General features: G+C 45.6%; 19 protein-coding genes. 15 read left to right on the top strand and 4 right to left on the bottom strand.

Annotated elements, in window-relative coordinates; translation table 11 throughout:
* The first annotated feature begins 121 nt into the window (after nucleotides 1-121).
* Nucleotides 122-1,246, top strand: coding sequence for an N-ethylmaleimide reductase (nemA, locus tag ACH0AB_RS06770; RefSeq protein ID WP_406877682.1), 1,125 nt, complete (start codon nucleotides 122-124; stop codon nucleotides 1,244-1,246).
* A gap of 194 nt (nucleotides 1,247-1,440) precedes the next feature.
* On the opposite strand, the gene ACH0AB_RS06765 is transcribed toward nemA, so the two are convergent.
* Nucleotides 1,441-2,352, bottom strand: coding sequence for a LysO family transporter (locus ACH0AB_RS06765; protein ID WP_406877681.1), 912 nt, complete (start codon nucleotides 2,350-2,352; stop codon nucleotides 1,441-1,443).
* A 274-nt stretch (nucleotides 2,353-2,626) separates the two neighbouring features.
* Between ACH0AB_RS06765 and ACH0AB_RS06760 the strand changes: the two genes are divergently transcribed.
* The 6 genes from ACH0AB_RS06760 to ACH0AB_RS06735 all read left to right on the top strand — a co-directional run bounded on the left by ACH0AB_RS06760 (nucleotide 2,627) and on the right by ACH0AB_RS06735 (nucleotide 7,923).
* Nucleotides 2,627-3,700, top strand: a complete 1,074-nt coding sequence (locus ACH0AB_RS06760; RefSeq protein WP_406877680.1) for a DUF475 domain-containing protein — start codon at nucleotides 2,627-2,629, stop codon at nucleotides 3,698-3,700.
* Between the two features lie 340 nt (nucleotides 3,701-4,040).
* A complete protein-coding gene (locus ACH0AB_RS06755) occupies nucleotides 4,041-4,616 on the top strand; it encodes a TerD family protein (RefSeq protein ID WP_065254149.1) in 576 nt (191 codons plus the stop codon).
* 193 nt (nucleotides 4,617-4,809) lie between these two features.
* Nucleotides 4,810-5,562 (top strand): TIGR00266 family protein, encoded by a 753-nt coding sequence (locus ACH0AB_RS06750; protein ID WP_406877679.1) that lies wholly within the window; start codon nucleotides 4,810-4,812, stop codon nucleotides 5,560-5,562.
* Between the two features lie 82 nt (nucleotides 5,563-5,644).
* Nucleotides 5,645-6,253, top strand: a complete 609-nt coding sequence (locus tag ACH0AB_RS06745; RefSeq protein ID WP_201664865.1) for a TerD family protein — start codon at nucleotides 5,645-5,647, stop codon at nucleotides 6,251-6,253.
* A 306-nt stretch (nucleotides 6,254-6,559) separates the two neighbouring features.
* Nucleotides 6,560-7,651, top strand: coding sequence for a hypothetical protein (locus ACH0AB_RS06740; protein ID WP_406877678.1), 1,092 nt, complete (start codon nucleotides 6,560-6,562; stop codon nucleotides 7,649-7,651).
* Nucleotides 7,648-7,923: an RnfH family protein gene (locus ACH0AB_RS06735; RefSeq protein WP_128680266.1), complete on the top strand. Its 276-nt coding sequence runs from the start codon at nucleotides 7,648-7,650 to the stop codon at nucleotides 7,921-7,923. Before ACH0AB_RS06740 ends, ACH0AB_RS06735 begins: the two co-directional genes overlap by 4 nt.
* 86 nt (nucleotides 7,924-8,009) lie before the next feature.
* On the opposite strand, the gene ACH0AB_RS06730 is transcribed toward ACH0AB_RS06735, so the two are convergent.
* Nucleotides 8,010-8,393, bottom strand: coding sequence for an outer membrane protein assembly factor BamE (locus ACH0AB_RS06730; protein WP_175405691.1), 384 nt, complete (start codon nucleotides 8,391-8,393; stop codon nucleotides 8,010-8,012).
* A gap of 321 nt (nucleotides 8,394-8,714) precedes the next feature.
* Between ACH0AB_RS06730 and fur the strand changes: the two genes are divergently transcribed.
* Nucleotides 8,715-9,152 carry a ferric iron uptake transcriptional regulator gene (gene fur, locus ACH0AB_RS06725; RefSeq protein WP_050325439.1) on the top strand — a complete coding sequence of 146 codons (438 nt, stop codon included), beginning with the start codon at nucleotides 8,715-8,717 and terminating at the stop codon, nucleotides 9,150-9,152.
* 146 nt (nucleotides 9,153-9,298) lie between these two features.
* Here fur and murJ read toward each other — a convergent pair whose 3' ends face one another.
* Both murJ and ampD read right to left on the bottom strand, forming a co-directional pair.
* On the bottom strand, nucleotides 9,299-10,885 hold the full coding sequence (gene murJ, locus ACH0AB_RS06720; protein WP_406877677.1) for a murein biosynthesis integral membrane protein MurJ: 1,587 nt from the start codon (nucleotides 10,883-10,885) through the stop codon (nucleotides 9,299-9,301).
* Between the two features lie 161 nt (nucleotides 10,886-11,046).
* Entirely contained in the window at nucleotides 11,047-11,652 is a 606-nt protein-coding gene (gene ampD, locus ACH0AB_RS06715; RefSeq protein ID WP_406877676.1) for a 1,6-anhydro-N-acetylmuramyl-L-alanine amidase AmpD, read from the bottom strand.
* A 180-nt stretch (nucleotides 11,653-11,832) separates the two neighbouring features.
* Here ampD and ACH0AB_RS06710 point away from each other — a divergent pair, with 180 nt between their 5' ends.
* The 7 genes from ACH0AB_RS06710 (at nucleotide 11,833) to ACH0AB_RS06680 (ending at nucleotide 21,539) form a co-directional block, all read left to right on the top strand.
* Nucleotides 11,833-15,006: a DUF2339 domain-containing protein gene (locus ACH0AB_RS06710; protein WP_406877674.1), complete on the top strand. Its 3,174-nt coding sequence runs from the start codon at nucleotides 11,833-11,835 to the stop codon at nucleotides 15,004-15,006.
* Between the two features lie 534 nt (nucleotides 15,007-15,540).
* Nucleotides 15,541-17,202 carry a DUF3999 family protein gene (locus ACH0AB_RS06705; RefSeq protein ID WP_406877673.1) on the top strand — a complete coding sequence of 554 codons (1,662 nt, stop codon included), beginning with the start codon at nucleotides 15,541-15,543 and terminating at the stop codon, nucleotides 17,200-17,202.
* Nucleotides 17,203-17,264: 62 nt separating this feature from the next.
* Entirely contained in the window at nucleotides 17,265-18,158 is an 894-nt protein-coding gene (gene nadC, locus ACH0AB_RS06700; RefSeq protein WP_406877671.1) for a carboxylating nicotinate-nucleotide diphosphorylase, read from the top strand.
* Nucleotides 18,159-18,224: 66 nt separating this feature from the next.
* The gene (locus tag ACH0AB_RS06695; RefSeq protein WP_406877670.1) at nucleotides 18,225-19,136 is read left to right on the top strand and encodes an NAD-dependent epimerase/dehydratase family protein; all 912 of its coding nucleotides are present in this window, start codon (nucleotides 18,225-18,227) and stop codon (nucleotides 19,134-19,136) included.
* A 63-nt stretch (nucleotides 19,137-19,199) separates the two neighbouring features.
* Complete coding sequence (locus tag ACH0AB_RS06690) at nucleotides 19,200-20,132, top strand: hypothetical protein (protein WP_406877669.1); 933 nt, start codon at nucleotides 19,200-19,202, stop codon at nucleotides 20,130-20,132.
* 36 nt (nucleotides 20,133-20,168) lie between these two features.
* Complete coding sequence (pyrE, locus tag ACH0AB_RS06685; protein WP_219331900.1) at nucleotides 20,169-20,891, top strand: orotate phosphoribosyltransferase; 723 nt, start codon at nucleotides 20,169-20,171, stop codon at nucleotides 20,889-20,891.
* A 66-nt stretch (nucleotides 20,892-20,957) separates the two neighbouring features.
* Nucleotides 20,958-21,539 (top strand): hypothetical protein, encoded by a 582-nt coding sequence (locus ACH0AB_RS06680; RefSeq protein WP_060995581.1) that lies wholly within the window; start codon nucleotides 20,958-20,960, stop codon nucleotides 21,537-21,539.
* Nucleotides 21,540-21,655 lie beyond the last annotated feature (116 nt).

The raw sequence follows: 21,655 nt of genomic DNA, 5'->3' as shown, positions 1-21,655 counted from the left end.
TAAGTCTAAAATCCTTATAAACAAGGATGCTGCAACGATTTTTTTATCAAGTTTGTTATGACTTGAAGCTAGCAGCGTCCAATAACTCAACGAAAGATGAATCAACAATCCCGAGGAATGTATGTCTTACTCCGCTCTTTTATCACCGATTAACGTGGGCGCGATGCGCTTGCCCAACCGCGTCTTTATGGCGCCATTGACCCGTCTGCGTAGTGCTGATTTGCCAAATGGAACAAAAAATATTGGTGGCTTGCCAACGCCACTCATGGCAACCTATTATACCCAGCGCGCTAGCAGTGGTTTGATTATCACGGAAGCCACGGATATCTCAGCCGATGCCAAAGGCTACGCAGGTGCGCCCGGTGTTTTTAGTGATACACAAATTGCAGGCTGGAAAATGATTGCTGATAGCGTACACCAAGCAGGCGGTCATATTGCTATGCAGCTATGGCACACAGGGGTAGTATCGCATTATAGCTTGCGTCCACAAGGTCAGCCGCCTGTATCAGCATCAACCGTGGATTTGGGTGATGCGGTACGCACCTCGTTAAAAGATGACGAAGGCAAAGTATACCGTGTGACTGCCACGCCAGCGCGTGAGATGACCACAGCAGAAATCAAACAAACCGTCGATGATTTTGCCAGTGCCGCGCGTAATGCGATTGAAGCGGGCATGGATGTTATTGAAATCCACGGTGCACACGGCTATTTGATTCATCAATTCTTGTATGAGAGCGTCAACCAACGCAGCGATGAATACGGTGGTAGCTTAGAGAACCGTATGCGCTTTTTGAAAGAAATTTTAACCGCAGTCACTAACGCGATTGGCAGTGACAAAGTGGGTATCCGTATCTCGCCACTGGGTCAATTCAATGGTGTGGATGCCGGTAGCGAAGACGATGCGTTAGCAATCATCAAACTGATTGATAGCTTTAACCTAGCCTATTTACATATTTCTGAGCCAGACTGGGCAGGTGGAAAACCCTTTACCGCAGAATTCCGTCGCCAAATTCGTGATGCTTATCACGGTGTGCTTATCGGTGCTGGTGGCTATACCGCAGAAAAAGCAGACACGCTAATTCGTGATGGCTTAATTGATGCGGTCGCTTTTGGTCGCAGTTATATCGCAAATCCGGATTTGGTTGAGCGTTTTCAGCAAAATGCGCCGCTTAATCAACCGAACCCAGCCACTTTTTATGGTGGCGATCAAGAAGGCTATACCGATTATCCTGCATTAGCCCAATAATCGTATTAGCGAAAATAATCGTATTAGCAAATATGAACACCCCGATCGTGTGATGACATGAGCGGGGTTTTTATTGTGCTGATAAAACAAACAAATTTTTTTACTAAACTTATCATGAAAGACCTGCATTATGTGACAGTACGCAGCCCGTATGGCGACCAACAAGTTGAGTTTTGCGCGTATTGATTGTGTGATTAGCCAAAACTTGAAAATACCACCATCAATACTGGTGAGATGATATTGACCAAAAATCCAAAGCTCATCGCAAGCGGTACCACTTCATTCCCCCCTGAGCTTTGGATGACCGGTAAGGTAAAATCCATGGTGGTCACCCCGCCCAAACCCACCGCCGTGGTTGGGTATTTGCGAATCAGCATAGGGATAAACAGTAGCGCCGTGAACTCACGTAACAAATCATTGAGCAATGCCACACTTCCCCAAACTGCGCCATACGCATCAGTCATGATAATTCCCGACAACGAATACCAGCCATAGCCAGAGGATAGCGCTAAGCCTTGGGTGAAGGTCACATCAGGCATTATCAGTGCGTACACTAAACCACCGACTGCCACACTGAGACAAAAAATCACACAGGCTTGTACGCCGCGTTTGTTAACCAATACCTGACGTAATGTCATCCCCGAATGCGATAACTGAAAACCTACCAATAAAATCAGCAAAATCAACAAGCCCTTGATGATGCCATCAATCGGCAAATCCGTTATTGGCAGCAATTTGCCCAGTACAAAACCCAACACCACACAGCCCAACTGAACGAGGCTTCCTGTGATGCTAAAACCTGCTTGGCTATGCGCATGGGGAAGGGCTCGTTGCCAAGGATGCAGCCTGTCAAATATCAGCAAACTGATAAAACCTGCACCTAGGGTACAAATCGCCAATACCGCCACATTGGTGCCAATAAACCCAATCTGCGCGCCTAAGTCAGGAATCTGCGACAACGAAAGACCAATAAAGGTTAAAATCACAAACACCAAGTTGGTCAGTAGCTTGTCTACCAGCGGCATGAATCGTTGCGGTAATGGCAGCAAAAACCCGACCACCAAGGGGGTAAGAATCAGAACAAGGGTGATAAAGTTTTCTAACATGCCGCGACGCTTCCAGACAGGGTTTAAACACAGGCTAATCGCAATATTTTGCAGTTAGCGCTTGGTTTAAAAAATTAAAAGTGGCTATTGTACCCATAAATGCATCAAGTTGGCGAATATTTGCCATAATGCGTGATTTAAGCGTGCAATCAATTGCTTAGTAACACATTTGTAGTATGATTGAGCAAATAGTTGTGTAAGATAGTCACATCCAATCATCTTATGCGTTAGATGACTCCATAAAACGTTAATTTTTTCAATTTGTAGGATTGTTATGAGACATTTTTATTTTGATATTGTCTTTACCACGATTGCATTGGCAATTGCAGCGTGGTGGGGTTTTTCACATGGTGGTGTCAGTGCCATGCTTTCAGCGTTATTTATCACCTTGATTCTGGCAGTGATGGAAATCTCGCTGTCGTTTGACAATGCCGTGGTTAACGCCTCGGTACTCAAAACGTGGGATAAGTTTTGGAAAATGATTTTCTTGACTGTGGGTATCCTTATCGCGGTATTTGGTATGCGTCTGGTATTCCCGATTGTCATCGTCGCAGTGACTGCCGATATGGGCATGATGGATGTCATCAACATGGCGCTCAACAACCCGAAAGAATACTCTGCCAAACTGATGGAGCATCATGCAGAGATTGCCGCATTTGGTGGGATGTTCTTGTTGCTCGTCTTTTTAAACTTCATCTTTGATGAAAAAGAAGTGATGTGGTTTGAATGGCTAGAGCGTAAATTGGCACGATTTGGCAAGGTCGATGCCATGAGCGTGTTTGTGGCATTGGTACTGTTAATGACCGCCTTATATTGGGTGGAAGACGCCAAAAAATCAGTGGTGTTAACCGCAGGGGTATTTGGTATTGTGATTTATCTAGCCACCAATGTGTTATCAAGCCTTTTAGAAGGCGCGGACGATGATGATGAATCAACCACCGATGTAATTGAAGGCAAAGAAGTCGCGGGTGCGATTGCCAAAGGCGGTATCGCAGGTTTCTTGTATCTAGAAGTACTCGATGCGTCGTTTAGTTTTGATGGGGTGATTGGTGCGTTTGCCATTACCAATGACGTAATTATTATCATGCTTGGCCTTGCTATTGGTGCGATGTTTGTGCGCTCCATGACCATTTTCTTGGTAGAAAAAGGCACGCTCGATGAGTTTGTTTATCTAGAGCATGGTGCGCATTATGCGATTGGCGCGTTGGCGGTCATCATGCTATTGGCAACCGTGCATATCGAAGTGCCAGAAATCGTGACGGGTTTGATTGGGATTGCCTTTATCGTATGGGCAGTGATTAACTCTATCAGCTACCGTAAGCGCGAAGCAGCCTTGGCTAAACACTAAAAGATGCTAAAAGGCGCTAAACAGACTGAGGCTCATGCATAACCGTAGCGGTATTTAGGATGCTGACTTGAGCTTAATATCCCTTAAGCTTTTGACACATAAATATAACAGCTTAATGTAGCCTAATGGTGGACAAATTCTACCACCAAAGGTATAGTTAAAACGTGGGTTTCGGCTCACGTTTTGTTTTTTTAGGCGATTTTTTACGGTGTCTGAGGCTTTTAGTCTGGGCGCGCTTTTGTTCTAGGCACTTGTAGTCTGAGCGTGAAAGGTGCAGCGCATGACAAAGGACATCGATTTTCTTATTTGATTTCAAAAATTTATTACAAAGGATAAAACAATGGCAATTAGCTTAACCAAAGGTGGTAATGTTAATTTATCAAAGGAAGCACCGAATTTAACCAACATGGCCGTTGGTCTTGGCTGGAACCCACGTGCCACTGACGGGCAAGCCTTTGACTTAGACGCGGTCGCGTTTTTGGTCAATGAATCGGGTAAAGTACGGGCAGATGCAGATTTTATTTTCTTTAACAACCTAAAATCATCTGATGGTTCGGTAGAGCATACGGGTGATAACCGCACCGGTGAAGGCGATGGCGATGATGAAGTCATCAAAGTAGATTTAACTAAAGTCCCAGCCGATGTGAGCAAAGTGGTATTTTGTGCGGTGATTTATGATGGTCAAGCGCGTAACCAAAACTTTGGTCAAGTAGCAAACGCTTATATTCGTATCGTCAATACCCAAGGCGGCGCTGAAGTGGCTCGGTATGATTTGTCAGAAGACAGCAGCACCGAGACAGCAATGATTTTTGGTGAGCTTTATAAGAACAATGGCGAGTGGAAATTCCGCGCGGTTGGACAAGGTTTTGCTGGCGGTCTAGGACCATTGGCTGCGTCATATGGCGTTGCAGTTTAGTTTTTTGGCTAAAATTTTTTAATATTTTTTTAACAATGGGGTGGCATCGGCTTGCCCCTTTTTTTCAACATAACCATTTTTTTAGCCCGAGCACTTTTTAAGCCTGAGCACTTTTTTAAGCCTAAGGGCTTTTTCAAACTTAGCTACTTTTATTATCATTTTTGCCACCTAGTCTATAAGGATACTTTAACCTATGGCAGCGACGTTTAGTATGATTGGGACGATTGAGCCATTTTTACATTGTAATCTCAAAAAAGGCGATTCGATTTATTGCGAATCCAATGCCATGGTCATGATGGAGTCAAATCTTGAGCTCAAAGGTCAGATGCGTGGCGGCATCATGCAAGCTTTGATGCGCCGATTTGCCAATGACGAGTCGATTTTTCAACAGCAAATTGAAGCGGTAAATGGTGAGGGTGACTGCTTACTGGCGCCCACACTTGATGGTGATATGCAAATTTTAGACGTCGGCGCCAATCAGTATACGCTCAGTGACGGTGCCTTTGTGGCAGCAACCATTGGTGTTGATTTACGTGCCAACATCCAGCGCAATTTAGGCGGCGCTATATTTGGGGATACGGGTGGCTTTATGGTCATGCAAACGCAAGGTCAAGGTCAGCTCGTGGTATCGGGGTTTGGTTCTTTGTTTGAGATTGATGTCACGCCTGATAAAGATGTGATTATTGATAATGGTCACGTGGTATGCTGGGATAGCCGACTGCAATATAGCCTGTCAATGGCGACTAGCCAGAAAAAAGGCTTTTTGGGCAATATCATCAATTCAGTTACGAGCGGCGAAGGCATGGTACTAAAGTTCTCAGGTCAGGGCAAAGTAGTGATTTGCTCGCGCAACCGTGATACCTACCAAGGCTGGATTCAAAGTTTACTGGGGTCAAACTCAGGCGGACGCGGTGGCAATGAAGGTATTTTGGGCGGTTTGTTATAGTCAGTTTCTGCTAAGTTGTTAAACTCTTAAAACATAGCTAGCTAGAATAGTAAAAAATATAGTAAGAAATAAGGAAACCAACATGTCAGTGAATTTATCAAAAGGTCAAAAAATCTCGTTAGAAAAAGAAGCAGGTGGGGCACTTAGCCAAATCAAAATGGGTCTGGGTTGGGATGTCGGTGCTGCGCCGCAAAAATCAGGTGGATTTTTGGGTGGCTTGTTTGGCGGTGGTGGCAGTGGCGGCGGTAGCATTGACTTGGATGCGTCGTGTATCATGCTTGATGCCAACAAACAAATGGTGGATGCGATTTGGTTTGGACAATTGCAGTCAAAAGACAGTAGCATACAACACACAGGCGATAACCGCACGGGTGCTGGCGATGGCGATGACGAAGTGATTAATGTCAATTTATCTCGTATCCCTGACCATGTGCAAGCCTTGGTTTTTACTGTTAATAGCTTTACAGGTCAAACTTTTGCCACGGTCAATAATGCGTTTTGTCGTTTGGTGAATGCCAGCAATAACAGTGAAGTTGCCCGTTATGATTTGTCAGCCCAAGGCAGCCATACCGCGCTGATTTTGGCAAAAATTTATCGTCATAACGGTGAGTGGAAAATGCATGCCATTGGTGAAACCGCGTCAGGTCGTACCTTTCATGATTTGATGCCTGCGATTTTACCGCATGTGTGACCGCGCTTTTTAATCTGAAGCCATAAAGAAAGCCCTGTGATACGCAGGGTTTTTTATTTTGACAGCTATTTTTGATAAGTTTGTGTGGATTTTGCGTTGGTGGGTTTTGCATACAGTGTGGGTTTGCTAAAATAGCGGCGATTTAGTTTTGCACTGTTGAATTTTAAATCACTTTTTTTAACGTTACTTTTTTCAAAGTCGCTTTTTTCAAGTCATTTTTTTAAGTCACTTTTTTAAAATCACTTTAGCGAAGCGACTCAAATAATTTTATGACAACAACCCACTGCTACAAAGGAATACAACACCATGCCATTTAATCGTTTACAGCCGATGTTGATAGCAAGCTTGCTGCCGCTGCTGGTTTTTACTTGGTTTAGCCGTGACTACATTGGGCAGATTGATTTTTGGTTGTTGTGGCTAGTGGCGATGACCTTGGTCGGATTGCCATTGGTGTTTGCAGAGATTGGTTTGGCACATCGTAGTGGTACGTCACCGTTGGTCGGTCTGCCCATACTAACCCGTGAAGCTGACGTGTCAACGGTTTGGCGCGGGTTTGGTTGGTTGACTATTGTGCTGCTGATGGCGGTCGTGGGGCATTTACTGGCAAGTAGTGGCGAGATTATCCATCCGCTGGTGAGCAATATTGCTTTGCCTGCCTTGTTAGCCATCATGGTGCTGATAGTGATTGGTCTGAGTTTTATCAAGCATTTGGCAGGTTGGTTGGCGGTCGGTTTTGCCGTTGCCGCGTTGGTGGTCAATGTCATGCAAGGTGGGTTTGTGGCGTGGCAGATGACAGCGACGTCCTTGACGGAGTGGGCAGGGGCGGTAGTGTTGGCGCTGGTCTGTGTGGGCGCAGGTACGGGGCTATACTGGCATGCGCGCACCCACCAAATGCTCACGATGAGCACTAAAACTGCCGATGAGGCACGCGAATCCGCGAGTCGCTATGTATTACCGGTGTGGAGTTTTCAGTTACTAGCGGGTGCGCTGATTGCCATGACTTTATCGCCAAACAGCGCAATGGCAGCAGTGTTGAATGCATTGGCGATGCTGGCAGGGGCGGCGTATTTACTGCATATTTTGACCCATCAAGTGTCACTACGCTGGCAACAACAGCAATTTAACTTTTTGGCATTGGTGGTATTGGCAGTGCTTAGTCTTGCGCTAGCCATGGTGCCAACCGCTTGGCTCAATCAGCTGATTATCGTGATTAGTTTAGTCACGGCGGTATGGCTAGCCGTATTTGCAGGCTGGCAAATGAAAATCAGCCATTTGCGCAAATCATTGAATTTTAGCTCAGAAGGCTTATATAACCTTTGGCGCATTGCGGTGCGTATTATTGTGCCATTGGCAGTGGTTTTGGCGATGGTGGGGTGGGTGCTAGGACTGGCGAAATGATTACTGTTGATATAGCCTTTGCGCCCGATAGCCAAACACAGTTGCGGTTAACCCTGCAACTTGCTGATGATAGCCGAGTGATTGATGCCGTCAATGCCACAGGTTGGCAACAGCAGTATCCGCAGATTTTTAGCTATAGTGTCGGTGTGTTTTCCCATAAACTAGACTGGCAAAGCCCTATCAACACAGGCGATAGAATCGAAATCTATCGTCCTTTGACCATCGACCCGCAAAACAAACGCAAATTACTGTCCAAAAAATCCAACCGATGAGGGTGTGAGCCGGTATTATTGTGTAGCGCACAAAAAAAGCCAATCACAGCATCACGGCAATGATTGGCTTTTTTAGTCAGAAAAACTTACTGAGTCACCGCTGGGCGTTCAATGCTGGTGACAATACCATTTTGGTCAAAATAAATTTTGGCGTATTGTTGGGCGTTATGAATCGCCGGCTTGTTGGCGCGTTTGGCGTTAGTACCTGGGGTAAAATCATACAGGTAATCCCAACGTACCGGATTTAGGGTGTCTCTAAAGGTTGGGCTACCTAATATATATAGCACTTGATTGGCATTCATACCCACTTGCACTTGGCTTAATTTGTCTTCATGAATCGGCTTGCCTTGTGGGATATCGATTTTGTACACGCTAAACCATGAGCAACCTGGTAATACGGTGACGCTGCTAATTACGGCAACCAAAGGCAGGACTGCCAGTTTTTTTGATAGTGTTGTGATAGATGTCATTTGTCAAACCGCTTTGAGATGGTGAACGATAAAATTTACGACTTATCATACGTGATTTGGGTTTTTTTGCCTACCTATTGACCCCAAAATTTAAATTATTTTACATACAGTTAATGTTTGGGTGTAAAACGCCGCGGTGGTTTGGTATTTGGCGTTCTGGTGGTTGGCGTACTTTGTCTTTAGCCTGCATTCGCCCTTTATTTGTCAACGGGCGCTTTTGCCAGTGATGTCACGTTTTTTTACTGTGGGATTTTATCGAATTTGTTATTATAGTTATAATTTTTAGTTTATAAGCGACACCTGATAGGTGCGAGGATTTTTATGTCGTCTTTTACCAACCAAGATTTGCGTCGTGCCGGTTTGAAAGTCACGTTACCGCGTTTGAAAATTTTAGAATTGCTAGAAAAAGCCGAATCCCATCATATGAGCGCAGAAGATGTGTATAAAGCCTTGATGGAGCACGGCGAAGACGTGGGGCTTGCGACTGTTTACCGCGTGTTAACCCAGTTTGAACAAGCGGGAATTGTCGAGCGTCACAATTTTGAAAACAACTTGTCAGTGTTTGAAATCGCCAAAGATGAGCACCATGACCACTTGGTATGTGACCAATGCGGCAAAATCATTGAATTTCACAATGAAGAAATCGAAGCGCTGCAAGAAAAAGTCGCCAAAGACTTTGGCTTTACCCTAGCAGGGCACTCGCTGGTACTATATGGAATTTGTGATAATAAAGACTGCCAAAATTCGATAAAGCGCTAATGTCTTGGTGGGTTGATGCCTGAATCGGTTAAAAAATCTCACGTGCAAAAATCACTCACAAAAATTAATTAAAAACTTCAGTTAAAAAAAGCGGCTAGATAAATTTTATTTAGCCGTTTTTTTGTCTGTTTTCCGTTGTCTATTGTTTATTGAACGCTATGATGCGGTTTTAATTCTGATAGCTTAAAGCCAGTGATTAATAGCGCTGCGCCATACACCACAGCGCCCACCACACACAACGCCAATAGCGCAATAATACGAACACCTTGATGCGCAGTAACGGGGAAAAAATGAATACCAGCGGCAAGTGCCAACCCCATTGCCCCATTTGCCATGGCAAAGATAACCGCTAATCGTCGCCAAGCCGCACCAAAGCGATAAATACCCTGGGTATGTAAATAAAAATATAACAGCGCCGCATTGATAAAAGACGCCAGTGTATTGGCAAGTCCTAGCCCGGCATGGGGCGCGATTTGCCACTTTTTAAATAACTCAGCCAGTATTAGGCTTAGCACGACATTGGCAATCACGCTAATCACACCGACTTTGACAGGGGTGCGACTGTCATGACGGGCAAAAAAAGCCGGGGCAAATATTTTAATGAGCATAAATGCCAAAATCCCACCTGATAAGCACTGTAGCGCAAGCCCACTCATCATGGCATCTTGCCGCACAAACTCTCCATGTTCAAACAGGGATATCATAAACACATTACTAATCATGCCAAGCGCGATGGATGCAGGTACGCCGACCAACACCGTCAATCGCGTCGCCCAATCTAGGGTGTGTCCAAATTGTTGATGGTCATCGCTTGCGATACTTTTGGATAGACTGGGCAAAATCACCGTGCCAATCGCCACCCCAATCAGACCTAGCGGCAACTCACTCATCCGCTCGGCGGTATACAGCCAAGAGACCGAGCCATCAACCATGGTTGAAGCCAGTACCGTGTTGACCAGCATATTGATTTGGGTAACCGATACCCCAAACAGCGCAGGGAGCATGAGTTTTAAAATCCGTCGCACGCCAGGATGACGAAAGCTAACCTTTGGCATCACCAGCAGCTGATGGCTATGCAATTGCGGCAATTGAATCAATAGCTGCAGCAAACCTGCCACTGCAACTGCATAACCGATTGCCAAAATTGGCTTGGCAAGCAGCGGCGCTACCCAAATCGCGCCCACAATCATACACACATTTAAAATCACCGGTGCAAAGGCAGGCAAGGCAAACCGCCCCACGCTTTGCAAAATACTACTAGCAAAGGCGGTCATGGCGATAAATAACAAATAAGGAAAAGTGATACGAAGCATCTCAACTGCGGTTGTAAATTTGCTAGGCTCATGCAGATAACCGACCGCAAACACAGCAATCACAGCAGGCGCAAAGATGACTATCACGGCGGTTAAGCCTGATAAAATCAACAATAACGTACCTGCCACCCGACTGATAAGAATTTGAATGCCGAGCAAGGCTTTTTTGCTATCGGTCGTGTCGTTATCTTGGGCTTGGTGTTGATAATCGGATAGTACAGGGACAAAAGCTTGGGCAAAAGCGCCTTCAGCGAACAGCCGCCGCAAAAAATTGGGCAATTTGAAGGCCACCAAAAACGCATCCATCATGCCGCCCGTACCAAACACGCTCATCAATACCATGTCGCGTATCATCCCCAAGATGCGTGACAACATGGTAAAAAAGCTAATAATCGCGGTGGATTTGATAAGTTTTGACATGAAAGAATCGCTACAAGTTTTGCCGAGAAATGGGTGTAATGATGGGATTTTTTAGTTTGATTGGGGTGCTGTTATTTTGCAAAAATGTTATCTTTCAAAATCGTTATTTTACAAAATCGTTATCCTAAAAAATTGCCATACAATAAATTTTCGAAAGTCATCTAATGGCTGATGTCATTTTTATTGACCATGTTTCTATTGACCATGTTTCTTAATTTCACCCAATCAAAATGCAGCCCCGGGTCGGATTTGCGACCGCGCGCGATATCGCTGTGACCGGCTAGATGATTGATGGTTTTGGGATAAGCTTGATAAATCGCGGCAATCACGTCACTTAAAGCTTGGTATTGCCTGTCATCAAACTCGCTATAATCATCACCTTCTAGCTCAATCCCAATCGAATAGTCATTGCAGTTTGGCACGCCCAAATAACTAGATTTGCCAGCATGCCAAGCACGCTCATCAAAGCTCACAAACTGCGTGACGCTGCCATCACGCTCAATAAACAAATGCGCGGAGACCTGCTGCTGATAGATGGTTGCAAAATACGGATGGGCTTTGGGGTCTAACTGATTTTGGAAAAATGCACGAACAAAATGCTCGCCTTGGTCATTTTTTAGACCAAATTCACTGGGCGGCAAGCTGATGTTATGAATCACAATCAGATGAATATCGTTAGGGTTGGGGCGTTGTCCAAAATTCGGTGACGCCACAAACTCGCATGGGCTTAATAAACCCTGCTCAATGCTAAATCCCGACATAACCATACCCCGCCCAATCATCAAAATGGTGTTTCAAATAGTTAGTAAAACGCTACTCAACGCTGTGGCTAATTTAGCATAAAATGGGCTTATCATCACCTTAACCGAAAGACACAGTTAAAAAAAAGCAATTTTGCAAAAAAATGGTATGCTATCGCTAAGCTGATAACAAGGGTAGAGCATTTGATGGATACGATTATAGCGGCGTTGATACTGGCAGTCGTGGGGGCGCTTTATAAAATTTTTGCCCAACAAAAAGCAATCACCCGGCTTGAATCCAAGCTCGACAATCTGCAAAAACAACTCGCTGACGTCATGGCAACCGTGTATATCCTAAGCAGCGAGGCAAAGCCATCATCTAGCCAGCAATCGGCAAGCGATAACCGCCAAAATCAGCCTGTCACTGACCCTATTACTGACCCCATTACGCAGCCCATCAGTCAAGCCACCGTCCCAACGCCCTCCCCAGCGCCCCTCTCAATAGTTGCCTCTTTGCCAATCGCGAACACGCTTGACGCTTCGGTTGGTTCAACCTCCCCAACGGCAACGCAGCCGTCAGTGAATGACGCAGCCCTACCGCATCAACCTACCTTGTCACAGTCATCATCTCATTCTTCTCATTCTTTAAGAGATGATGAAAGCGCTACCAATATTGTGACATCGCTTTGGGCAAGTGCCACCCAATGGTTCTTTGGGGAAAACTTGGTGGTGCGTGTCGGGGCACTGGTGTTGCTAGTGGGCGTGGTGTTATTACTCAAACTTGCCAGCCAATATATTGAGGTATCGATGCCTGTGCGCATGGCGCTGGTAGCGTTAGGTGGCTTGGTGATAACGGTAGTCGGCTATCGCACCACTGCCAAAAAACGCAGTTACGGTTTAACCTTGCAAGGTGTCGGCTTTGCGGTGATTTATTTGACGGTGTTTGCGAGTTTTAAATTGTATGGACTACTACCATCAACCTTAACCTTCGGCGTGCTTGCGTTACTAGCAGGGTTAACAGTGATGTTTTCGGTGTGGCAAAATGCGCTGCCGCTTGCGGTCTTGGCATTCGGTGGGGCGTTTTTTGCGCCGATACTGGTTAGCCGTCCTGATGGTAGTGTGGTGATGCTATTTAGTTATTATTTATTACTCAATATAGCGGTTGCGGTGATTGCCCATTATCGCACTTGGAAATTGCTCAATGCGCTCAGCCTAGTGGTGACTTTTGGGCTTGCGTATGTGTGGGGATTTCGTGCATTTAGTGGCAATAGTGCAGGTGCAGGCTGGCTGTCATTACGCTGGCAACTGCTGGGATTAGTGGTTGGGCACATGGCGCTGTATCTGTTTATTGCAGTTAGATACTCTCAGCAGGTCGTGAGTTATAACCAAACGCTGCTACAAATGAACACGGGGGCAGCCAAACGCCCGATTCTATCGATAGATTCAGGATTGTTGTTTGGCACCGCGTTACTGGGGTTTGGGCTGATGGCAAGCTTGCTCAATGATTTGCCTTATCATTTGGCCTTTGCTAGCAGTGCGTTATCGGCTATTTATTTGAGTCTAGGATTGTGGCTGCTCAAACATCATCGTCGTAGCATCGCAGGCGACCCACAAGCCAACAACCAGTTTGATAACAGCTTTGAGCTACTTATTGAAGCCAGCCTTGCGCTCGGCTGTGGGTTTTTGGCTTTGGTGATACCACTGGCGCTATCAGCCAAATGGATTAGTATCGGTTGGGCAGTGCAGGGTGCTGCATTGGTGTGGCTCGGTGCGCGTACCCAAAGACGCTGGACGGTATATTTTGGGTTGGCATTGCAAGGCTTTAGTATCGTGTTATTGGTGGGCTTTAATACCCTTATGCGGCATTGGTATGGGCTACTTGATCAATTATCTATTCCGCACCAAACGTCTATAGTGGCGGCTTCATCCACCTTGCCACTGACTGTATTGACAGCGTGTGTGCTGCTGTCTGCTTTTATTTTGCGTCATGGTAGGGGCAATATCGCGGCAGCCACACCCCAAACGGCAGCCACACTCCAAGCTAAAGCCCAGCCTCAAACTCAGCCTCAAACTCAACCTGAGGCAGTCAAAACGACGTATAAACGGGTTCAACAAATTGCTGATAATGCCAGTCACAGCTTTGTTGCGACCGGGCTTGTGGTTGTTGGGTTTGTGCTGTATCTGTCGGCGATTTTATCCGCTGCCCCCTTTTGGAACAACGATGGCAAAACCACCACTATCAAACTTGCCGTGGGTATGGCGGTATTTTTAATTGTGGGACAACTGATGCATCAGCGTTTTGTTTGGCGCAGTATGCGTAAGGTGAGCCGCTTGATTTTACCGTTTGCGATGATGAGTTGGGTGCTAGTCTGTCTCACCCATGTTAAGGTCGAGACGGTTGTAGACCTAAACGATTATCACATCACAGCATTTAGCGGGTTGGGGCGTTATTTGCTCGCCATGCTCGGCTGTTTAGCCATCGCAAAATTGCTAGGCGCGTGGCTGCTTAGTCGCTGGCACCGCGACCGACCCGATACAAGCGTTGACGCGCTCGTTTGGTTTTTGGTACTGATTGCCATGCTAACTTGGATGCTACAACAAGTGCCATTTAACTATTGGCAACATGCCCAGGAGCTTCGAGCCATTATCACTATTTTACCGACCGTGCTGGCTGTGCTTGGGCTGATGAGTTTGTTGTTGTTGCCAAAACTTCAGGCGTTTGGTGGTCGTTTACTTGGTTGGTTAGAGCTTGATAGGTTACTTAAGCACAGTGCTTATATTTTGGTACCGATGACCTTTATTTGGAGTTTGTCTGCCAATTTCTCGTTAGACGGTCAGCTATTGGGCGTTTATCTGCCGCTGCTCAATCCGCTGGATTTGACCTTAATCAGTATTTTACTGTACCAATCTTATGTGGCACTCAAAGTTGATAGCAACTATCGTACTATCGTTTTGGTGGCTTGCGGTTTAGGGGCATTTGTGACGGTCAGTAGTATGTTGGTGCGTGGGTTTGCCAGCGTTTGGGGCACGCCAACGTGGGAACATGGGGCTTGGTCAGTCAGTATGGTACAGACGGGGCTGACTATCTTATGGACCATCATTGCGATGGTATTGATGTTCTTGGCAAACAAAAAAGTCATTCGCTTGGTATGGTTTGCCGGTATCGCATTATTGACCATGGTGGTTGCCAAGTTGCTATTGATTGATATGTCGAATACCAGTGCAGTACTGCGTGTGGTGTCTTTTATCGGGGCAGGCTTGTTGATGCTAGTCATTGGTTATCTTGCACCCTTACCGCCTAAGTCAAGTAAACCTAAGGCAGGTAAACTCAAGTCAGATAAACTTAGGCCAGACAAACCCAATGCCCCTAAAAAAAGCTAAGTAAACCCCTGCTAAAAATCGTGAATAACGTAGGTTGTTTTTCGTATTTACGGCAGGCGGGCTTAGCTAAATGCACAAAGACTTGCTGCCTAATTGTCTTTAAATTGTAACATCTGGCTAGAATTTATCCAAAATATCAGTCGTCTTGTTAGTGGTTTGTAGCACGGTATAGAAGTTTTGAGTGGGTATTGTTAATATCTTTATAGGGCAAAGCTTCATATCAACCAAATTATAAATCTAATTACTATCAATGAGTTAGAATGCTACTTATCATTTTTCTAACATAACAAATTAAGGTTGATACTGCCTGCTGATGCTAACCATGCGATGCTAGGATTTTCAAATTTTTTAGATTAGTTATGACTGACGGCTTTATGTCGATAACCCAAAGACGGGCTACGCTGTTTTTTTGGTTAAGTTTAATTGGTCTGAGTTCTTGTCAATGTCCATCGCAATGGGTGAGCTTGTAAAGCCATATCAGTTATATAGGAGCTATAAATTCTATAGTAACTATAAATTAACAATGAAGTAAAAATGAAAAAAAATAAGCATTGTCACGTGAGATTAGCCAAACACCGCGCCTGTATTTTATCGGCAACTTTAGTTTCGCCGCTATTGTTAGTAGCTATCATTTACACGCAAGCAGATGCCCAAAACCCCACGCAAACGGCATCCATCACTGTTGCCTCGCAAAAGACCACCACGACCACGGTAGCGCCTGCCATCGTTGACAAGTCAGAGCAAGCGCATGACACTGACAATATCAGCTATGGCTTTGAGGCATTGCAAAATAGCTTTGCAATCGACATTGATTTACCGGGAGAAAATCAAGCGGACAATCCCAACAGCGCCCAACTGGTAAAATTTTCGTCGTTAACGCCCAGTTTGTTAGCGTTAATCATGCAGCAAAATGGCGTAAGTATTAGTGATAAACAAAATTATCGCTTGATTGATGCCAAAGGTCATATTATGCCGATGGCGATTCGCCCTGTCAGCAAACAATCATCTGTCAATCAAGTATTGCAAGTAGTTAGCGTAGAGACCGATAACCCCAATGCGGTGGAAAAATTACGCCATGCGTTGACCGTACAGCTTGATAACCCAGACAACCAACAATCAATTAATATTGACCTTAGCAATTTACCTTCAAACCCAGTTGCCGCTGTTACCAATAACCCGGTCAGAACTTGGTGGTTAACCAATCCCAACTTTGCCAAAAACCAATCTAATTTATCAACCGAGCAAGCAGTCAATCTTTGGCTAAAATTTTTACCCGTGAATTCAGCCCAGCCCAGCAAGCGCCCACTGCAACTGCAAATTTATGGCAGTGATGACTTACAAAGCTGGCAGATGGTCAGCCAAACGGTGGTCAGCCCCTTTAGCCCTAGCCAATCTACCCAACATAGCCAAATGGTAGCGCCGCAAGCTGACGGTACTAATCAGCCGATAGCGACAGGCAATGCTATTGCCATCGAGCCGCAGCAAGCCAATTATCGGTATTGGCAAGTGGTGGCAAATCAGCCTATCAATCTTGAGGCAGCCAGTTTAAATCGCATGGTGAGTGAGGCAAGTTTCTTCTTGACCCGCGCCAGTTTTTCAAAAGTCAAAGATGACACCAACCAATGGCGGCTTAGCCTTGCTCAGCCTATGTTGACCACAGGGGTGAGTTTTTTTGTCCCCGAAAATCAGCTGTGGCAAGTGAGCATCAAGGTACCTGAGCAAGAAGCCAATCAATTGGCTAAAATCAACAAAACCGCTAATGTAAGTAATGATAAAATTTTAGCCAATTCACAAATTGATAAAAACCATACCACGGTCAGTTGGCAACCGACGTTGACCAAATCGCTGCAATTGGGCGGTCAAATGCAGCAAGATGATTTGCCGGTCAATCTGTTAACGCCCATGTATGAGATGTATTTTTTAGCACAAGGCACAGCGCCTTATCGACTGGTGATTAACGAGCCACGCGTATTACAACAACCCAATATCACTCTATCCAACCAACAACTTACCAGCCTCGGCAACACCGTTGAAGGACAAATGCAAAATATCGAGGCATTGAACAATCCCAACGCGGCGTTTGAACGCTACAAAACATGGGCACTGTGGGGCGTACTCGCCGCGATTGTAGCCGCTTTGGCGTTGATTGCCCTGCGTTTATATCAACAAACTACTACCCAAGCCCCCAAAGAATAAGCGATAATACAATCGAACATACCTCATCGAAAATACCCCATCGACAATAAGGGATTATTTGCATGTCTGCTGCTAGCCAAACCATTAGTGACACCTCGGCCACCACGCCCCAAATCAGCTCACTACTACGTATTGAAACCGCAAAACAAGTCGCACTTGCGCTGCAAGAAGACATCGCCACTGGGGATATTAACGCGCAGTTAATACCCGACACACAGCGCGATACGGCAACCATTATTTGTCGTGAACCGATGGTGGTCGCGGGCAAGGCATGGGTGGATGAAGTATTTCGCCAGCTTGACCCCAATATGCAGCTTGATTGGGCAGTCAAAGACGGTGACGCTGTGACAGCCAATCAAGTTTTGGTGACGCTCATCGGTAACACCCGGGCACTACTGACGGGTGAACGTACCGCGCTCAATTTTTTACAGACTTTATCATCCACTGCCACTGTGGTTGCCAACCATGTGGCGGTTATCGCAGAACTGCCGACCAAATTGTTAGACACCCGTAAAACCCTGCCAATGCTACGCCATTCGCAAAAATACGCCATGCTATGTGGCGGCGGCAATAATCACCGTATCGGGCTATACGATGCCTTTTTGATAAAAGAAAACCATATCATGGCGTGTGGCGGTATCGCCCAAGCAGTCAGTCAGGCGCGTCAGATTGCCAATAAGCCAGTGGAAGTTGAAGTAGAAAATTTTGATGAGTTGCATCAAGCCATCGCTGCCAATGCCGATATCGTGATGCTCGATAATTTTACCATTGAAGATACCCAAAAAGCGGTCGAGTTGGTTGCTAGTCTTGGCAAGCCTTGCCAGCTTGAAGCTTCAGGCGATATTAGTCTTACCAATCTACGCCAAGTGGCAGAAACCGGGGTGGATTTTATCTCAATGGGTGCATTGACGAAGCATATCAAAGCCATTGATTTATCGATGCGTTTTCAACAATAAATCGGTTAAAAATACATCAATTAAAAATAGTCAGCTTTTTTAATGCCATTCACGATAGGTCATAGCATGATGCAAACCATTTTAATGATTGGACTGGGCAAAATTGGTTTACCAGTTGCTAAGCAATTAGCGGCGCAGGGGCATTGCGTGATTGGTGTCAGCCGCTCCACGCCGACAGATTTGGCTTTCTGTGACGCCATGACAGCCAAGCTGCCACCCGATAATGACAATCTATATCAGGAAAATCTACATTTTGTTGCCAGTGATGCGCGCGCGTTAGCCATTGCGCAGCTAAGTCAATGGACAAGCCAAATTAGCCAAATCTGTATCATTGTCAGTCCAGATACCTTGTCGCTACAAGGCTACCGTGACAGTTATTATGCGATTGCCGAGCATGTCGTGCGATTGGGTGACCATCTGCCAAACCTCAAGCGTGTGGTATTTATTTCTTCGACAGGCGTTTATGGGCAAAACGCGGGCGAAATCATTGATATCGATACCCCTGTGTCAGCGCCAGCGAGCGCCACTTCTCAAGTGATTTTGCAGACTGAGCAGTTGTTGCAGCAGTACTTTGAAGATGAGAGTGTTATCATTCGCCCAAGTGGGATTTATGGGCAGTCACGACTGCGTCTACTGACTATGGCAAAACAGTTAGCAGCGCAGTCGCCAAATAAGGTTAGCGATTATCCGAGTAATACATGGACTAATCGTATTATAGATACAGATTTAGTCAGCATCATTGTCAAGGTCATCAATGCGGGTCAAACCGTGCCAGTTTACTTGGCGACAGATAACGCGCCAGTCCCGCTCTATACTGTGCTAAACTATTTGGCGACTGCACAGGGCTTGAACTTATCGCTGCCCTGTATGGAGCCAACAACGGGCAAACGCATTATCACTAATTTTCCAGCTACTTGGCTCAACCACCCAGATTGGCAGTCAGGTTATCAGCATATTTTGTCGACTTTAAGCGATTAGTGGTGGGTTTCAACAAAAATTTTTCATCATTTATCTATCAGTGATTTTATAGCCGTGTATGCCATGACGTATTCCAATACTGAGCGCCAAGCCGCAAGAAACCAAGTGGTTAAAGACAGAGACCAGCTACGCCATCCCAATGTGATGACTGAGGCAGAAAGATTGGCTTTGCCCGATCCTTGTCGCCCGATTGACAAGCGCGTCATACCCGCGCGCCATACCATTGACGTCTATATGCAAAAACCGCTTTCATTGCCAGTGGCGGATACTAACAACAACACCGCTAGTGTAAAAGACGTTGCCAAGCCCTACCCAATGAGGGATAACACAACAAAAATCGCTAAAAAAAGTCCGCAAAGTCATCAATCTGACATGCTAGAGCAGTTACTATCTGAGCAAACCATTGAGATGCGGCACTTTATCCAGCAGCAGCAACAGCAGGCCAATAGCAGCCAAAGCAAACACCCGTCGTTGCATTTACCGCTGTCTTTGTTGCCACAGCTCGTCAATGACAGCAGTGTTTCACTGATGAAAGAGGTTATGGGTCGATACCCGCATTTAGCGAGTATGGATAAGCTTACAACATCCTTGTCACAGCAGACATTGCAAAATTCCTGCGCACATCAAGCCAACGATGCCCCCAGCACACAGTCTGACGCCACCTATAATCAAGCGCTACTTAATATCGAAACCAAACTGTATCTGATGGGACAAATGTACCATATTATGCTTTGTGTATTTTTGCTATGCCAATGCAAATCACGCAAATCACTCAACCCCCAAATCACCTTGCAAGACTTGGCTGATGCTATCAATCAATACATCGAGGCGCATCGCACCCAATTGCATTTTTTGACCCGGCATGACGATTTATATATCGAGCCGACGCATGTTGCGCTCGCCGCCATTGCCATCGACTGGCAAGTGGGTAAGCAAACAGCCATCAGCAAACGTACTATCACCATTAGCTCGCAAAACCCAATCACAGGCGGCTAATGGTATTTTTTAACTTGTTCTTTTTTGGAGTCGCGTATGTCGCAATTATCTCAAGCCCAAGCATCTCAAACCCCATCCTCTCAAACCCAAGCCGCTCACGCACCGCAGTTTATTCCCCAGCATTTTATTGAAGTGGCACTCAAAAACAATGTATTAAAATTTGGCGAATTTACCCTAAAATCAGGTCGTATAAGCCCGTATTTTTTTAATGCAGGTTTGTTATCAACCGGTGAGCTATTATCGGTGTTGGCAAATGGGTATGCGGATGCCCTTGCCAAGCAGCTACAATCTACCGAAAGTAGCGATTTGGTGATTTTTGGGGCAGCATATAAAGGTATTCCGTTTGTGGCGGCGACCGCGCAAGCACTGTGGAACAATCACCAAATCAATGCCGATTGGGGCTACAACCGCAAAGAAGCCAAAGACCACGGGGAAGGCGGTATGCTGGTTGGAGCCGATCTCAAAGGCAAATCAGTTTGGGTGATTGATGATGTGATGACCGCGGGTACAGCGATGCGCGAAGTCGTTGCGCTATTAGAAAAATCAGAGGCCAAAGTCGCGGGGATTATCGTTGCGCTGGATCGTAAAGAAAAAGGTCAAAGCGAACAATCTGCCATTCAAGAATTGGCACAAAGCCTCAATGTACCGGTACTTGCCTTGGTCACGATGGATGACATTACCGAGTATGTCGCCAAAAATGGCACGCAGGAGGAACTTGCCAAAATGCAAGCTTACCGCGAGCAATACGGCGTTCAATAAGCGGCTGCTATCACCCAACCCCGCTAACGATAGATTGTTTTTAATTAACCATTGAAGAGGACGGCTATGTTGACAAAAGCCTTGCCCACCACACTAATAACTGCACACCTTTTACGTGTTGGCACTGCACTTACCTTATCGGCAATATTATTTGCGCTTGCAGGTTGTAGTAGTATCAATGAAATGATGGCGGAGGGTAGCAAACCGCCTGCGATTGTCAATGTGGCAACTGACCAACAGCCGTTTTATGATGCTTTAAATAGCCTTATCTTGCCGCCAAAATCACCGCAAGCTGCGCCACAAGGCATTGCCGATGGTCCTTATAATGGCGTGATGCCAGAAGGGGAGCAATTTACCACCTTTGTGAAGAACGGTTACTTCGATGAATTTTTGGTGGTGTACTATCCAAATTTTGTGACCCAGCTTCGCACCGATTTGGTTAACGGTTTATATGATGGTTGGGTGACGTATCGATTGTCCGATAGCCGTATCAAACAAAAAGTATTGTTCCGTCAGGGTGTGGTACAAGAAGCGATTGTTTATAGCCAAGCGGGAAATCCTGAATACCATTTTTGGTTTACCAATGAACAACCGACCAGCGGTATGCGCTACGATAGTAATGGCAATGCGGTCGAATCGATGTTTTAATAGCAAAATGAACAATTGATAAAAATTGAACAAGCATACTAGGCTGTGTCCTCAATTCACTTTAACATGAATAATGATGCAAGCGAGGTAAATCATTGACTCAAAATTACGAGCTA

It is taken from the genome of Moraxella sp. 179-F 1C4 NHS (assembly GCF_045370505.1).
GTDB lineage: Bacteria > Pseudomonadota > Gammaproteobacteria > Pseudomonadales > Moraxellaceae > Faucicola > Faucicola tetraodonis.
This window is presented reverse-complemented; position numbering and strand designations above follow the sequence as displayed.